Consider the following 13,461-nt stretch of genomic DNA (forward strand, 5'->3'; position numbering starts at 1 on the left):
CGCGCCGTCGCCGACAGGGCCGACGTCGCCCGAAACCGCGTTCAGACGCCTTTCGGGGCGTCTTGCAGCATCTGCCGGAAGAGTGCCGCGACCTGGGCTGTCAGCTCGGTGGTGCTGGAGCCGCGCGCGGCTGACATGTCGTCCATCGGGCCGTCGATGGCCAGCATGGCCAGACCGGCGCCCAGTGACCAGACCATGGTGACCAGCGGAGCCGGGTCGCCCGGCGGGGCGGTGCCCGCGCGCTGGGCGGCCAGCACGGTGTCGGCGGCCAGCCGCAATCCCTCCTGCGCGAAGGCCTCGGCCGCCGGGTCCTTGGCTGTCCGGGACAGCTCCGGCCGGTACATCAGCCGGGCGTACCCGGTGTGCTCGCGGGCGAAGTGCACGTACGCCTCGATCATCGCTCCCAGCGCTTCGACCGGTGCAGCGGCGCCGTCGTGGGCCGCCCGTAGCTCGGTGACCAGGAGTTCGAAGCCCTGGGCGGTGATGGCATGGAGCAGCGTGGCGCGGTCGGGGAAGTGGTGGTACGGCGCCCCCGGGCTCACCCCGGCCTCCCGTGCGACCCGCCGGAGGCTGACCGCGCCGATGCCCTCGGCCTCGATCAGCGCGAGGCAGGCGGTCATCAATTTCTCGCGTAGAGCGCCGTGATGGTAGGCGGACTTGGTTTCACCGGAGGGCATGCCTTGAGTCTAGGGCCCACCAATCTATACACTGCTTACATTCTGAACATCGTTTAGATTGGTGGAGACGCTCATGAAAGTTCTGGTCACCGGGGCCACCGGATACCTCGCCGGACACTGCGTCGCCGAGCTTCTGGCTCAGGGCTATTCCGTGCGCGGCACGGTGCGCGACCTGCGCACCGCCGACGTCACCCACCTGCGCGCACTGGCCGAACGTACGGGCGGCGAGCTGGAGTTCGTCGAGGCCGACCTGACCGGCGACGCCGGCTGGACCGAGGCGGTCGACGGGTGCGCCTACGTCTGGCACGTGGCGTCGCCGTTCCCCAGCAACATCCCGCGCGACGAGGAGGAGGTGATCCGCCCCGCTGTCGAGGGCACGCTGCGGGTACTGCGGGCCGCCGAGTCCAGTGACACCGTCCGCCGCGTGGTGCTGACCTCTTCGGAGGCCGCCGTGCACTACGGGCACGACGACGACCGGGTGTTCACCGAGGCCGACTGGAGCGACCCGAGCAAGGCGGGCCCGTACGCGAAAAGCAAGACGCTGGCCGAGATGGCGGCTTGGGACTTCGCCCGCGAATCCGGAATGGAGCTGGTCGTACTCAATCCGTGCACCATCCTCGGCCCGATGCTGAACGCCGACGTCAACACGTCGCTGGAGCTGATCCGGCGGATCATGCGGGGCACGCTGCCGGTCGTCCCGAAGATCGGCTGGAACGTCGTGGACGTCCGCGACCTGGCTCGCCTGCACCGGCTCGCCATGGAGACGCCTTCGGCGGCCGGGAACCGGTACATCGCCGCCGGCCGGTTCATGTGGGCTCGCGAGATGGCGTCGGTGCTGGCCGGTCGGTACCGGTCGCACGGCTACCGGATCGGGACGGGCGCGATGCCGTACTGGATGCTGTGGGTCATGGCCCGCTTCGACCCGAGCGGCCGTCTGGCGCTCGGGTTCTGGGGGCGTCAGGACCGGAGCAGCGCGGCCAAGGCGGAGAAGGAGCTGGGCTGGACCTCCCGGCCACCGTCCGATTCCGTCCTCGACACCGCCACCAGCATGATCGAACTCGGTGTGGTCCCCCGGCGCTAGCGTCGCGCTGTGATGAATCGGGACGTCCGGCGCAACAGGACGAACGTTGCCTGCTACGGCACTAACTCTTCGGGCCGTCCCGCCGGCCGGCCCGCCGTGCGCGGGCGAGCGTCCGGGCGAGCCTCGGGCCCAGCCGGCGCTTGAGGCCGCGGAACGCCGCCGACCGGCTCACCGCGCGGTCGAGCCGGTAGTAGAGCGCGGGCGGGACGTACGGCAGCAGCGGGGAGTGCCGCTGGCCGAGGAGCGCGAACATGTGCGCGGGCGGGAGATGGATGTAGCGCGTCAGGTTCTCGTACCAGCGCGCGCTGTAGCGGGCCGCGCTCTGGACGGGGAGCAGCGCCGAGCGGCGCTCGCGCTCGTAGTGGGCGAGGGCGGCGGCCGGCTCGGCGTGCTCGCGCAGCGCGCCCGCGAGGGCGATGGCGTCCTCCAGGGCGAGGGTGGTGCCCGCGCCGATGGAGTAGTGCGTGGTGTGCGCGGCGTCGCCGAGCAGGACGAGGCGGTCGTGCGACCAGGTGCGGTGGGTGAGGGTGCGGAAGGTGAGCCACTGGGCGGCGGCGCCGTCCGAGTTCGCCCGGCCGATGAGCGCGTGCCCGTCCAGCGGCACGGCGAAGAGCTTCTCCAGGAGGGCGAGGCTGTCGGCCTCGTTCGTCTCGTGGAGGCCGAGGCCCGTCCAGGTCTCCTCGGAGCACTCGACGATGCAGGTGCTGTGGCGGTCGCTGAACCCGTAGCCGTAACACCAGATCCAGCCGTGCTCGGTCTCCCGGAAGGCGAAGGTGAAGGCGTGGAAGACCTTGGTGGTGCCGAGCCAGACGTACTTGTTCCGGCCCGCCGTGACCTCCGTACCGAAGTGGCCGGCGGCACGCTCGCGCAGGGCGCTGTTGACGCCGTCGCAGGCCACGACGAGGTCGGCGCCGGCCAGCTCCCCCTCGTCCGGCCCGACGGTGACCTCGTGCTCGTACTCGACGCGTACGCCCAGCTCCCTGGCCCGGTCGGCGAGGATGTCGAGCAGTTCACGGCGGCCGATGCCGAAGCCCTCGTCGCCGTGGTGGACGGTGGTCAGGTCGCCCACGTGCGCGACCCCGTCGCTCCAGCGGACCGAGCGCTCGCCGATGGTACGGGCGGACTCGGGGTCGTGGGCGCGCAGCTTCTCGATGAGGCCGCCCCAGTAGGTCACCCCCCAGCCGTAGGTCGAACCGGCCGGATTCCGTTCGTAGACGGTGATCTCGTGGGACGGATCCTGCCGCTTCATCAGAATCGAGAAGTACAGTCCGGCGGGCCCGCCGCCGACGCAGGCGACCTTCACAGACACCCCTTTGATGACGTGTTCGATGGCGTGATGCGACGCAATGTGATCGATTGGCAGCGAAGGGTAGCAGGGGGTGTGTGTCACGTTCGACTACATCCGGCGGCTGCATCCGGCGCCTACATCCAGAGCCGGGCCTTCATCAGGAGCTGGCCGTGGAGCAGGGAGAGGTCCGAACGGCCCAGATCCCCGTCGCGCGTGGCGAGGTAGAAGGTGTTGATGGGCGGGAGTTCGGGGTCCAGCAGCTTGACGACCTCGCCGCGCACCAGTTCCTCGGCCGCCAGATAGGTGGGGAGCACGGAGATGCCCGCCGAGGACTTGACGGCGGCGAGCGCCCCGCGCAGGTCCGGCACGACGAGGGAGGGCGCGGCGGTCGGCCGCAGCCCGAAGACCGTGAGCCAGTAGCGGCGGATGATCGGCAGGGACTCGGCGTACGCGATCAGCGGGTACTTGGCGAGGACGGACGGGCCGTCCTTCTCGGTGAGCCGGTCGGTGGGGATGTCCTTGGCCAGCTCCGGGGAGGCGAGGAGCGCGAACTCCTCGTCGACCAGGGTCGTGGCGGTGATGCCGCGCAGCCGTGGCCGTACGGTCGACAGAACGAGGTCGAAGTCCCCGCTGATCAGCCGGCCGAGCAGATCGTCCGCGAGGCCGAAGCCGAAGGTGAGGCGCAGTCCGTCGGCGACGAGGTCGCTGACGGCGGGCAGCACGCGCGAGGTGATCAGCTCCACCGGCCCGCCGACGTAGAGCGGATGGCCGTCGGGGGCGCCGCCGAAGTGCCGCTCCACCACCGTGCCGAGGGCGTCGACCGGGCCCTGCACCTCACGCAGCAGGGTCTCGGCGGCGGGCGTGGGGAGGGCGCCCTGGGGGATGCGCTCGAAGAGCGACTTGCCCAGCTCCCGTTCGAGGTTGCGGATCTGGTGGGTGACGGTGGGCTGGGACAGTTCGAGCCGCTGGGCCGCCTTGGTGAAGGAGCCGAGGCGGTAGACGGTCACGAACGTCCGCAGCCAGCTCAGTTGTACCGCCATGGTCAAGGCCGTCCCCCTGTGCGTTCGTTCGCCCCGCGCGGTGCCCGGCGGGGTGGTGGTGCTCGTCGGTCGTCGGTCGTCGGGCGTCGGGTTCACGGCACTCGGCGGGGCGTACGGGGGAGGCCGGGTGTCCGGGTGTCCGGGGGTCTGCCGGCTTACGGGTCAGGCCCTCGGCCCATGCTGCGCGAAATGCCGTGGCCGCGCGGTCGGGCCGGTGGAAAACACCCGTAAGGGCGCGGCGAATACGTACGTATGGCCGCTTCTCCTGCCCGAGAGCACGAGAAGCGGCCACATGCATGAGGGAGCGCGTGTCCACGCCTCCGGGATTCCGCACTTCCGGGTCTTCACGCCCCGGTCAGGCGGCGGGGCGGCGGGTCAGGCGGCCGGGGCGGCCTCCAGCTGTTCGACGACCAGCTCCGCGACCCGCAGCGCCGAGGCCGGGTTCTGGCCGGTGACGAGCCGCTGGTCGGCGACGGCGTGCTCGGCGAAGTTCCCGGCCTTGGTGATCTTCGCGCCGCGCTCCGCGAGCCTGCTCTCCAGCAGGAACGGCACGACCTCGGTCAGCCCGACCGCCTGCTCCTCCTCGTTGGTGAACGTCGAGACCTGCTTGCCCTCCACCAGGTACGAGCCGTCCCCGAGCCGGATGTTGACCAGCCCGGCCGGGCCGTGGCAGACGGCGGCGACGACACCGCCCCGCTCGTACACCCCGGCGGCCAGATCGGCCAGCTCCGTGGCGCCGGGCAGGTCCCACATCGCGCCGTGGCCGCCCGCGTAGAAGACGACGTCGTAGTCGGCGGCGGACAGCTCGCCGGGCGCCGCCGTGCGGGAGAGCGCGGCGACGGTGTCGGGGTCGGCGAGGAAGTCGGCCTGCACCTGGTCCTCCGCGTTGTACCCGTCGCGCGGCGGCTCGCCGCCCTGCACGGAGACGTACGCGATCTCGTAGCCCGCCGCGCGGAACACGGCGGCGGGGTGGGCCACCTCGGGGACGTAGAAGCCGGTGGACCGGCCGGTGTCGCCGAGGGTGCCATGGCTCGTGAGCGCGAACAGAACCTTCTTGGGCATTACGGTTCTCCAATTTCCGTGGTGCGATTCCGGTTCACCGAATGTAGGCACCCACAATCCCGGCCGCCAAATAATCTGCCCGATCGCCCCCATAGAGAAATTCATGGAGGCAATTCGTTACGGTGAGCCCCCTTCGGAGAATGGAATGGATATGAAAGAGCCCGGAGAGAGCGGGGCGAGCGCGGAGAGCTGGGCGGGCGCGGGAAGCTGGGCGGGCGCGGAGGACCGGGCAAGCGGGGAGAGGGGGGCGGGCGGGGAGAGCGGGCCTCACGGGGGACCGGCCGGGGGCCCGGCGCGGCGCGGGCTGATCGTGGTGAGCAGCGTCGCGCGGCTGCCCGGCGGCCGGCGGGCCGGCTTCTGGCTGCCCGAGGCCGCCTACCCGTGGCGCGCCCTGACGAGCGCCGGCTGGGACTTCGCCTTCGCGGGCACCCGCGAGGGCACCCCGCGGATCGGCGGCGTCGACCGCTCCGACCTGCCGCAACGCCTCTTCCTCGACGACGGCACCGTACGCGAGCGCCTCGCCGCGACCACGACGGCCGACCGCTACACCCCGGCCGACTTCGGCATCGTGCTGATCGCGGGCGGCCACGGCGCGATGCTCGACCTCCCCGAGGATCCGCGGCTGGCCGGCTTCCTCACTCGCTTCCACGCCGGGGGCGGCGTGGTGGTCGCGGTCTGCCACGGCGTGGCGGCACTGCTGCCGGCCCGGTCGCCCGGCGGGGCGCCGCTGGTCGCGGGGCGCCGGGTCACCGGCTTCTCCCGGGCCGAGGAGGAGGCGGCGGGGCTGGCCGCCACCGTGCCGTTCTTCCTCGACGAGGCCCTGCGCGAGCGTGGGGCGCGGTACGAGGCGGGCGAGCCTTTCGCGCCCCATGTCGTACGCGACGGAAACCTGGTCACGGGGCAGAACCCTGCGTCGGCGGCGGAGGCGACGGCCCTCGGCATGCGGCTCGCTCTCGGCAGGGAACTTCCCCTGAACTGGCTGATCGGGCACACCGGGAAATACGCCGGTTCGCCACGTTCGGGGACGGCCGGGAATACGCACGAAATGACCGCATGATCCCCGGACGGAGGAATTCCTCTTTCGGTGGGCCGAAAAGATCTCCCCGTTCCCCGCTCGAAGTGCGATGAGTTCCGGGGCCGCGGACGGTCAACCATGCACAAGCCCCGGCCGGAGAAGCCGGGGCCGAACCCCCGGACCGGACAAGGGAGTCACGACATGAAGTACATGGTGCAGCTCTTCGGGAACCGCGAGACCTGGGACGCCGACATGGGCGCCTACACGCCGGAGGCCCTGGGCGCGATGGTCGAGCACATGGGCAGGCTCAACGACGAGCTGGTGAAGAACGGTGAGCTGGTGCAGGCGGAGGGGCTCGGCGGACCGGGCCCGGTCAAGTCCGTGAGCGCGCGGGACGGCGGCGGCCCGGAGGTGACGGACGGACCGCACTTCCGGGCCGAGAAGATCCTGGCCGGCTACTGGGTGATCGACGTGAAGGACGAGGCGCGGGCGGTCGAGTTCGCCGCGCAGGTCTCCGCGACACCGGGCCCGGACGGGAAGCCGTCCAACGAGCCGGTCGAACTCCACCCGGTGGCGTCGGCGCCGCCCCAGCCGTGAGCGGCAGCTCCGCCGGGTGATGCGGACCCGTACGCGCCGCCCGGGGGCGCGGCCCGTCCCGGACCCTCCTGGGTCCGGGACGGGCGGGCGGATGGGTCCGGGACGGGCGGGTGTGGGCCTGTGACCGGCGGAGGAGGTCCTGTGACCGGCGGGGGCGGGCCTGTGACCGGCGGGTGATCCTCCGTCAGGCTCCGTTGTCAGTGCCTCCCCATAGTGTGGAGACATCGCTCGGGGAGCCTCGGAGAAGGAGCACACGCATGTCCGCCAACAAGATCCAGCACAAGGTGAATCACGTCGCGCTGGTAGTGGACAGTTCAGGTTCCATGCATCAGCACCAGGGTCAGCTGATACGGGTCGTGGACGAATTCGTGGCGGGCCTGAAAGCCGAATCGGACAGCCTCGGCCACGAGACCCGCATCAGCCTCTACTCCTTCGACCACAGGGTGGAGAACCTGGTCTGGGACATGGATGTGAAACACCTGCCCTCCATGCGGGGCCTGTACAAGGTCAACAACGGCGCCACCGCACTCATCGAGGCCTCGCTGAAATCCCTGGACGACCTGGGCCACATCTGGGAGGAGTACGGCGAGCACAGCTTCCTCCAGATCGTGGTGACGGACGGGGAGGAGAACGCCTCCGGCGGGGACCGGCGGCACGACGGCGACATGACCATCCTCGGACCCTGGCTGGACAAGATCGCCGCGAAGATGGGGGCGCTCCCGGGCCACTGGACGTCCGCGATCCTCGTCCCGAACTCCCTGGCGAAGCGCACCGCCCAGAACTACGGCTTCCCGGCGGGCAACATCGCCATCTGGGACGCGGACTCCCAGGAGGGTGTCGAGGAGGCGATCGGCACCGTGCGTGCCGCCGCCACCAGCTTCCTCCGGGGCCGTGAGCAGGGCGTGCGCGGCACGAAGAACCTGTTCGCGGTCGGCCAGGACATATCGGTCGACGACGTACGGGCGAACCTCGAACCGGTGGCGGCCGACAAGTACCGGCTCCTGAAGGTCGACACCGAGATCGAGATCCGGTCCTTCGTCGACTCGCATCCGGGCGTGACGTACGAACGCGGCTCGTGCTACTACCAGTTGGGCAGCCGGGTGCAGGTTCAGCCCGACAAGGAAGTCATCGTGGTCGAGAAGGACACCGACCGCGCCTACACGGGCGACGCGGCGCGCAGCCTTCTCTTCGGCACGGGCATCCAGGGGACCGTCTCCGTGAAGGCGGGGCGCAACCCCAAGCTGGAGGTGTACGTGCAGAGCCGTTCGGTGAACAGGAAGCTCAAGCCGAACACGCGTCTGCTCATCATGCTCTGATCATCAGGCTCCGAACTGCGCCGGAAGGGCGCGGACACTTCGGATCAACCACGGGACAACCCCGTGCGCAGACGCAGCAGTTCGGCCATCCGCTCCGCGAGCCCGGCCGCCGACTGCGGGTTCTGCGCGGTGACGAGCCGGCCGCTCACCACCACGTGCGGCGCCCGGTCGGGGGCCGCCGAGAAGACCGCGCCACGCTGCTCCAGCGCCGTCTGGAGCGAGAACGGTACGACGTCCGCCAGCCCGCGCGCGGTCTCCGACACGTGGGAGAACGCGGTCACCTCGCGGCCGTCCACCAGGTGCGTACCGTCCGAGAGGGTCAGGTCGACGAGCGCCGCCGGGCCGTGGCAGATCGCGCCGACCACGCCGCCCGACTCGTACACCCGCCGCGCGATCTCCTCCAGGACCGGGTGCCCCCGGAAGTCCCACATGGTGCCGTGGCCGCCGACGAAGAGCACCCCCGCGTACCGCCCCGGATCCACCTCCTCGGGTCGCGGTGTACAGGCGAGCCGGCCGCCGCCCGCCGGATCGGCCAGGAACGCCCGCTGGGCCGGGTCGTCCCGGTCGTACCCGATGACGGGCGGCCGGCCGCCACGTACGGAGACGAAGTCCACCGCGTAGCCCTCGGCGCGCAGCCGCTGCCAGGGGATGACGGTCTCGCCGAGATGGAAGCCGGTGGGCTCGCCCGTGTCGCCGAGCGCACCATGGCTGGTCAGCACGGACAGCACGCGCCGGGGAGCGGTCACGGTCATGGCAGGCTCCTGGTCGGGTGGGAGTCAAGGGGAGAGTCGGGGCGGGAGTCGGGAGGGGAGGGAGGGGTGCGCGGGCGGGTGCCGGCGGCCACCGTCAGGCAGGCGAGCAGGGTGGCGGCCACGAGCACGGCGAGCATGGGCCGGGGGCCGAGGTGCGCCGCGGCGAGCTGCCCGGCCGACGCGCCGGCGAACAGGGCGAACGTGTTGACCGCGCCCGCCGTTCCCCGTGCGTGCGGGGCGAGGTGGTGGAGCAGGCCGACGATCCCCGGCACGATCAGCCCCGTACCCGCGACGAAGAGCGCCCCCGCGCCGATCATCGCGCCCGGTACCGCGGCGATCCCGGCGAGCAGCGCCAGCAGCAGCCCCGCCGCCGCCGTCAGATACCCGGCGAGCGCGAGCGCCCGGGGCCCGGCGGCGCCGAAGCACCGGTTCACCAGCGGCCCCACCAGCAGTCCCAGCGCCCCGGCGGCCTGGGCGAGCAGCAGCCCGTTGGAGTCGAACCCGTACGTCAGGCGCAGCTCCCGCTCCAGAACGGCGTAGAAGGCGACGAAGCTGCCGAACACGGGCAGCGCGGCGGCGAACACGGCCGCCGGACCACGGGTACGGAGCAGCGCGAGCGCCGTGCCGGCCACGGCACGGGCGGAGGGGCCGGAGCCCGAGCCGGAGCCGGGGTCGGGGCCGGAATCCGAGTCGGGGTCGGGGTCGGGGTCGGGGGCCAGGATGCGCCAGAAGGCCACGGCCGCCGCCGCGTACACGAGGGCAGCGGGCCAGAACGCGGCGCGCCAGTCCGCGTGTTCCGTCACCAGCTCGCCGAAGACCTGCCCCGCGATCCCCGCCCCCAGCAGCCCGGTGGTGAGCAGCGAGAGCGCGACCGGACGCCGGGCGGCGGGCGCGCGCTCGGTCACGTAGGCGAGCGCGACGGGCGCGAACGTCGCCGCCGTGAACCCCTGGAGCGCCCGCCCGGCGAGAAACCAGCCGAGCCCCGGCGCGGCGGCGGTCAGCGCGGTGGTCACGGCCGTCGCCAGGGCGCCGCCCGCGAGGACGGGGCGGCGGCCGACGCGGTCGGAGAGCGGCCCGAAGACCAGGAAGCCGAGGGCGTACGCCAAGGAGAACCCGGCCCCGGTCCAGGCGGCGGACGCCGCGTCCACCCCGTAGGCGGTCCGGATGCGGTCGGCCACCGGTATCGCGAGATAGAGCTGCGCCGGGATGGCGAAGGCCATGGCCACCAGCAGCGCGAGCTGCACCGCGAAGGGGAGGGAAGCGGCCGGTGATCGTCGTGGTCGAGGGGCGCCGCGCCGCGCGGCCCCCGTGGCGGCAGTGGTCATGAAAACCCCTGGAGAGTGATCGGAGACGGGAAGGATCGGAGACGGGAAAGGGCGCCCGGTGGCGCGTGGAGCGCACCGGACGCCCTCCCCGGGGGTGGGTCAGATGGTCAGCGGCAGACCGGCCAGGCCGGTCAGTTCGAGCCCCGTGATCCCGAACTGGGCCGCTTCCGCGCGGTGTTCGGGGGTCTGGTAGCCCCACTGCGCCCACCACGCCCGGGCGCCCGTCGCCGACACCCTGCGCACATTGGTCAGGTTGTCGTCCACGAACGTCGCGGCTTCCAGCGGCACACCCCGTCGCGCGCACGCCTCCCGGACGGCCTCCGGTTTGGCGGCGCACTCCCCGTAGACCCCGGCGATCACCGACTCCAGGCCGTGCCGGCCCAGGATGGCGCGTACCGAGGGCTCGTCCTTCGCCGTCACGATCACCACGGGCACATTGGCCCGCCGCAGCAGTTCGGGAACGCCGGGGTAGAGCGTGTGCAGCCCGAGCCAGAACTCCGTCTCCGACTCGCGGAACCAGTCCCGGGCATCGGAGGCGCCCGCCACGAACCGCTGGACGCGCGCGTCGGGCAGTGACGCGTACAGCCGGTCGAACTCGGCCTGGGACCCTATCCCGTCGGCCTCCGGGAGGTGGGCCACCACGAAGTGGTCCAGCACCCGTGCGTAGTCCCGTACCGTCCGGAACCGGGTGGTGAACTCCGCCGGCACCCGGTCCAGTTGGCCCGGCCCGGGGAGCGCCCGGTCGTGCTCGTGCTCCCCGAGCCAGGTGATCAGGGCGCACTCCTCGAAGGCGTCGCAGACGACCCCGTCGAAGTCGAGCGCGAGCAGCCCCCGCCCCTGCTCGCGCCCCACCTCCGGGCGCTGCTCCCCCGATTGCGCCTGCACCCGTGCCTGTGCGTGACGGCCCATCACGCGGCGCTCTCCGCCGCGAGCTTCTCCGTCGTCTGGAACACGGCGCGCATGAACGCGCCCATGTAGCCGTAGTACGAGCAGGTGATGATGTTGCCGTCCACGATGACGTCGCTGTCGACGACCTCCGCACCCGCGTTGATCACGTCGTCGCGCAGCCCGATGTACGCACAGGCCCGCCGCCCCCGCAGCACCCCGGCGCTCACCATGATCCACGGCCCGTGGCAGAGCCCGGCGACGACCTTGCCGGCCTCGTTCATCCCCGCGACGAAGTCCAGCACGTCGCGGTCCTGCCGCACCCGGTCCGGCGCCTCGTGGCCGCCGGTGAGGATCACGGTGTCGTACAGGTCGACGGCGAGGTCCTCGTACGCGATGAGCGGGCGCGCCGTCTTGTCCATGGGCAGCGGGACACCGTACTTGCCGGTGGTCGGGTCGCCGTTCTTCGTGGCGATGTCGACCTGCCAGCCCTCCTCCAGCAGGCGGTAGTAGGTGAAGACGACGTCGTGGTCCTGGAATCCCTGGCCGGTGATGATGACAGCAGTGTGAGACATGACGATCCCCCCGGATCTTTCTGTCGTACTTTTCCGTCGTGCTCTTGCTTTCCCTTTTTGCTTTCCCTTTTTGCTTTCCCTCTGCGTTTTCCCTGTCGGGATTCCGCCCTTCAGGCGCGGCTGACGCAGAGATACTGCTTGTCGGCCTCCACGCGCCGGGTGTCCTCCGGCCGGCCCGTAAGGATCTCCACATCGGAGTAGACCGCACCGGAGACGCAGAGCGGAATGTGGAAGAGGTCCTCGGCGCGCCGCCGGTAGAACACGTCCATTCCCGTGCGGAGTTCGAACCGGAAACGCCCGTCGGGTGTCCGCGTCCGCATCCGCGTGTTCGGAAACGCGACCACTTTCCGCATCGGGTGACGCGGGGTTTCGAGCGAGGTCGATTCGTACGCCGTTCCCGCCCGGTTGTAGTCGTCCTTGAGCCGCATCAGATCGAACTTGTTCCTCGGGGACTCGACCTCGATCAGCTCCAGCGGTTCGTCCCCCGCGTTCCGCGTGCCGTGGAACGCGCCGGGCGCGATCCGTACGACGCTGCCCTGCCGGATCGGGATCGAGACGCCGCCCAGGCCCGTCGTGACGCCCTGTCCCCCCAGACAGAGCAGATACGTCAGCTTGCGCGGGTGCACATGCACCGAAGTGCTGTGCGGGGCGTCGATGTGCAGCGCCCAGAAGTCGAAGAACTCGTCCACGAAGGCGCGGTACTCGTACCCCCACGGCTTCGGGATGACCTCGTCCAGATGCGTGTCCTCGTCGAACTGCTCGTGCGCGACGCGGGCGCCGCGCCGCAGCAGCCGCTTCAGCTCGGCGATGTCCGCCGGCCCGGCGTCCAGCCGGACGGCCGGATCCAGTCGCGGACCGGAACTTTCGAATATGTTTGTTACGGGTGTTGCCGCCATGTTTTCTTACCCCCGTTTGCGGATTGCCCATGGCCGATCAATCTCGACACCGCAACTAAAGCACCGATCGCACTTCCGCTCAAATAGGAAGTTCTGGTGGGGGCATGAAGATTCCTTGTTGAGGGGAATCTGATGTTCCGGGGGCAGTCGTCAAAGCAAGGAGAAACGATTTTTGGTCTCCGGGTAAGGGGATTCCCCCAGGGGTTGCCCCAGAGGTTGCCCCTTCCTCGCCGCGGCCTCCCTGCCCAGCGCGTCGTACGCGCGCTCGACCACCGCGGGCAGACTCTCCGGGTCGTCGTCCGCCCCGCGCGCCCACAGTCTCAGCGCGGCGATCAGCACCCCGGTGCCGGCGGCGACGACCACCCCGGGGCGGGGGTCCCGGTCGGCGTCCGCGCCGAGCCGGGCCGCGACGATCCGTACGGACTCCTCCTGCGCCTCCAGCCGTACCCGCTCGAACGCCGCGAACAGCACGGGCTCACGGTCGATCAGAGCGAACAGCGCCCGGCCGCGCGGACGGCGGTGCAACCCCGGGCGCGTCTCGTCGAACAGCCACTCACGGACGGCCATCCGGTAGGCCACCAGGGGCGGTTCGCCCGCCGGACGGGCCCGCAGCGCGTCGTTGATGCGCTCGCCGTCGACACGGGTCGACTCGACGGCGGCGTCCTCCTTGCCGCTGAAGTGGCGGCTGAACGTACGCCGGGTGACATCGGCACGCTCGGCGATGGCCTCGACCGTGACGCACGCCAGGCCCCGCTCCAGGATGAGATCGGCCGCGGCGATGCCCAGCGCCTCGCGGGTGCGCCGCGCCTTGCGCTGCCGGCCGTCCTCGACGACGGCAGTGGCAGCGGGCCGCGCCGGTCCGGACGGGGCGGTCCCCGGCCCCGTCGTCACCTCATCACCTCGTCACCTTCATGCGCCCGATCGTACACCCCAAATGTCCCATTGGGACATG

14 protein-coding genes are annotated in these 13,461 nt (G+C 71.2%); 4 read left to right on the forward strand and 10 right to left on the reverse strand.

The window, feature by feature from the left end; all coding sequences use genetic code 11:
* Positions 1–41: 41 nt before the first annotated feature.
* Positions 42–677, reverse strand: a complete 636-nt coding sequence (locus ACFXKG_RS23990) for a TetR/AcrR family transcriptional regulator (RefSeq protein ID WP_384842624.1) — start codon at positions 675–677, stop codon at positions 42–44.
* A 73-nt stretch (positions 678–750) separates the two neighbouring features.
* Here ACFXKG_RS23990 and ACFXKG_RS23995 point away from each other — a divergent pair, with 73 nt between their 5' ends.
* A complete protein-coding gene (locus ACFXKG_RS23995) occupies positions 751–1,758 on the forward strand; it encodes an SDR family oxidoreductase (RefSeq protein ID WP_384842627.1) in 1,008 nt (335 codons plus the stop codon).
* A 61-nt stretch (positions 1,759–1,819) separates the two neighbouring features.
* Here the strand turns inward: ACFXKG_RS23995 and ACFXKG_RS24000 are convergent, their stop codons facing one another.
* The 3 genes from ACFXKG_RS24000 to ACFXKG_RS24010 all read right to left on the reverse strand — a co-directional run bounded on the left by ACFXKG_RS24000 (position 1,820) and on the right by ACFXKG_RS24010 (position 5,148).
* Complete coding sequence (locus ACFXKG_RS24000) at positions 1,820–3,061, reverse strand: FAD-dependent monooxygenase (RefSeq protein ID WP_384842803.1); 1,242 nt, start codon at positions 3,059–3,061, stop codon at positions 1,820–1,822.
* Between the two features lie 119 nt (positions 3,062–3,180).
* On the reverse strand, positions 3,181–4,086 hold the full coding sequence (locus ACFXKG_RS24005) for a LysR family transcriptional regulator (RefSeq protein ID WP_384842630.1): 906 nt from the start codon (positions 4,084–4,086) through the stop codon (positions 3,181–3,183).
* 375 nt (positions 4,087–4,461) lie between these two features.
* Positions 4,462–5,148 carry a type 1 glutamine amidotransferase domain-containing protein gene (locus ACFXKG_RS24010; RefSeq protein WP_384842633.1) on the reverse strand — a complete coding sequence of 229 codons (687 nt, stop codon included), beginning with the start codon at positions 5,146–5,148 and terminating at the stop codon, positions 4,462–4,464.
* 151 nt (positions 5,149–5,299) lie between these two features.
* Between ACFXKG_RS24010 and ACFXKG_RS24015 the strand changes: the two genes are divergently transcribed.
* The 3 genes from ACFXKG_RS24015 to ACFXKG_RS24025 all read left to right on the forward strand — a co-directional run bounded on the left by ACFXKG_RS24015 (position 5,300) and on the right by ACFXKG_RS24025 (position 8,076).
* Positions 5,300–6,205: a type 1 glutamine amidotransferase domain-containing protein gene (locus tag ACFXKG_RS24015; protein WP_384842636.1), complete on the forward strand. Its 906-nt coding sequence runs from the start codon at positions 5,300–5,302 to the stop codon at positions 6,203–6,205.
* A gap of 159 nt (positions 6,206–6,364) precedes the next feature.
* Positions 6,365–6,760, forward strand: a complete 396-nt coding sequence (locus tag ACFXKG_RS24020; RefSeq protein ID WP_384842639.1) for a YciI family protein — start codon at positions 6,365–6,367, stop codon at positions 6,758–6,760.
* A gap of 257 nt (positions 6,761–7,017) precedes the next feature.
* Positions 7,018–8,076 (forward strand): VWA domain-containing protein, encoded by a 1,059-nt coding sequence (locus ACFXKG_RS24025; protein ID WP_384842642.1) that lies wholly within the window; start codon positions 7,018–7,020, stop codon positions 8,074–8,076.
* A gap of 44 nt (positions 8,077–8,120) precedes the next feature.
* On the opposite strand, the gene ACFXKG_RS24030 is transcribed toward ACFXKG_RS24025, so the two are convergent.
* The 6 genes from ACFXKG_RS24030 to ACFXKG_RS24055 form a co-directional block, all read right to left on the reverse strand.
* Positions 8,121–8,828, reverse strand: coding sequence for a type 1 glutamine amidotransferase domain-containing protein (locus ACFXKG_RS24030; protein WP_384842645.1), 708 nt, complete (start codon positions 8,826–8,828; stop codon positions 8,121–8,123).
* Positions 8,825–10,153, reverse strand: a complete 1,329-nt coding sequence (locus ACFXKG_RS24035) for an MFS transporter (RefSeq protein ID WP_384842648.1) — start codon at positions 10,151–10,153, stop codon at positions 8,825–8,827. Before ACFXKG_RS24035 ends, ACFXKG_RS24030 begins: the two co-directional genes overlap by 4 nt.
* Before the next feature lie 99 nt (positions 10,154–10,252).
* Entirely contained in the window at positions 10,253–11,062 is an 810-nt protein-coding gene (locus ACFXKG_RS24040) for an HAD family hydrolase (RefSeq protein ID WP_384842651.1), read from the reverse strand.
* Positions 11,062–11,613, reverse strand: a complete 552-nt coding sequence (locus ACFXKG_RS24045; protein WP_382892306.1) for a type 1 glutamine amidotransferase domain-containing protein — start codon at positions 11,611–11,613, stop codon at positions 11,062–11,064. Before ACFXKG_RS24045 ends, ACFXKG_RS24040 begins: the two co-directional genes overlap by 1 nt.
* Positions 11,614–11,723: 110 nt before the next feature.
* Positions 11,724–12,509, reverse strand: coding sequence for a cupin domain-containing protein (locus ACFXKG_RS24050; protein ID WP_365815917.1), 786 nt, complete (start codon positions 12,507–12,509; stop codon positions 11,724–11,726).
* A 150-nt stretch (positions 12,510–12,659) separates the two neighbouring features.
* Complete coding sequence (locus ACFXKG_RS24055; protein ID WP_384842656.1) at positions 12,660–13,400, reverse strand: TetR/AcrR family transcriptional regulator; 741 nt, start codon at positions 13,398–13,400, stop codon at positions 12,660–12,662.
* Between the last annotated feature and the right edge of the window lie 61 nt (positions 13,401–13,461).

The sequence above is a fragment of the Streptomyces sp. NPDC059255 genome, from assembly GCF_042752355.1.
Lineage (GTDB): Bacteria > Actinomycetota > Actinomycetes > Streptomycetales > Streptomycetaceae > Streptomyces.

What these genes read in the sequence shown, in the direction of transcription:
- ACFXKG_RS24035 (WP_384842648.1), bottom strand. Translation starts at nt 10,153, where the DNA reads ATGACCACTGCCGCCACGGGGGCCGCGCGGCGCGGCGCCCCTCGACCA.
- ACFXKG_RS24045 (WP_382892306.1), bottom strand. Translation starts at nt 11,613, where the DNA reads ATGTCTCACACTGCTGTCATCATCACCGGCCAGGGATTCCAGGACCAC.
- ACFXKG_RS24025 (WP_384842642.1), top strand. Translation starts at nt 7,018, where the DNA reads ATGTCCGCCAACAAGATCCAGCACAAGGTGAATCACGTCGCGCTGGTA.
- ACFXKG_RS24020 (WP_384842639.1), top strand. Translation starts at nt 6,365, where the DNA reads ATGAAGTACATGGTGCAGCTCTTCGGGAACCGCGAGACCTGGGACGCC.
- ACFXKG_RS24010 (WP_384842633.1), bottom strand. Translation starts at nt 5,148, where the DNA reads ATGCCCAAGAAGGTTCTGTTCGCGCTCACGAGCCATGGCACCCTCGGC.
- ACFXKG_RS24050 (WP_365815917.1), bottom strand. Translation starts at nt 12,509, where the DNA reads ATGGCGGCAACACCCGTAACAAACATATTCGAAAGTTCCGGTCCGCGA.
- ACFXKG_RS24005 (WP_384842630.1), bottom strand. Translation starts at nt 4,086, where the DNA reads ATGGCGGTACAACTGAGCTGGCTGCGGACGTTCGTGACCGTCTACCGC.
- ACFXKG_RS24040 (WP_384842651.1), bottom strand. Translation starts at nt 11,062, where the DNA reads ATGGGCCGTCACGCACAGGCACGGGTGCAGGCGCAATCGGGGGAGCAG.
- ACFXKG_RS23995 (WP_384842627.1), top strand. Translation starts at nt 751, where the DNA reads ATGAAAGTTCTGGTCACCGGGGCCACCGGATACCTCGCCGGACACTGC.
- ACFXKG_RS24015 (WP_384842636.1), top strand. Translation starts at nt 5,300, where the DNA reads ATGAAAGAGCCCGGAGAGAGCGGGGCGAGCGCGGAGAGCTGGGCGGGC.
- ACFXKG_RS24030 (WP_384842645.1), bottom strand. Translation starts at nt 8,828, where the DNA reads ATGACCGTGACCGCTCCCCGGCGCGTGCTGTCCGTGCTGACCAGCCAT.
- ACFXKG_RS23990 (WP_384842624.1), bottom strand. Translation starts at nt 677, where the DNA reads ATGCCCTCCGGTGAAACCAAGTCCGCCTACCATCACGGCGCTCTACGC.